This window comes from Mesorhizobium salmacidum (SeqCode), from assembly GCF_037179605.1.
Lineage (GTDB): Bacteria > Pseudomonadota > Alphaproteobacteria > Rhizobiales > Rhizobiaceae > Mesorhizobium > Mesorhizobium salmacidum.
The window spans coordinates 1-305 of sequence record NZ_JAPYKS010000113.1; the positions used below are offsets into that span (position 1 = coordinate 1).

Consider the following 305-nt stretch of genomic DNA (forward strand, 5'->3'; position numbering starts at 1 on the left):
CTGCCGCGCTGGACGATTTCGGCGATCTCGGTCGTGCCCGGCGGCTCGCATCCATCCTATGCGCACGGCTATTATGTCAGGGACAATGCCGCCTATCTCGAATGGGATGAGATTGCCGCCGACCGCGAGAAATTCCAGGCCTGGATGCAGGCGAACGTCATCGAAAGAACCGCCGACGATTTCGCGGCCCGCGTCGAACATCTGCGGAAAGCGGCATGAGCCAGCTCGCCTTTACCCCCAACGAGATGATGACGATCGCCGCCAGCCGTGCGTTGAAGAACGACGATGTCTGTTTCGTCGGCATC

General features: G+C 60.7%; 2 pseudogenes. Both read left to right on the plus strand.

Going from position 1 to position 305, the window contains the following annotated elements:
• A pseudogene (locus O7A60_RS32200) lies at positions 1-219 on the plus strand (CoA transferase subunit A); the annotation flags it as partial.
• Positions 216-305, plus strand: a pseudogene (locus tag O7A60_RS32205) (CoA-transferase subunit beta); the annotation flags it as partial. The pseudogenes O7A60_RS32200 and O7A60_RS32205, both read left to right, overlap by 4 nt.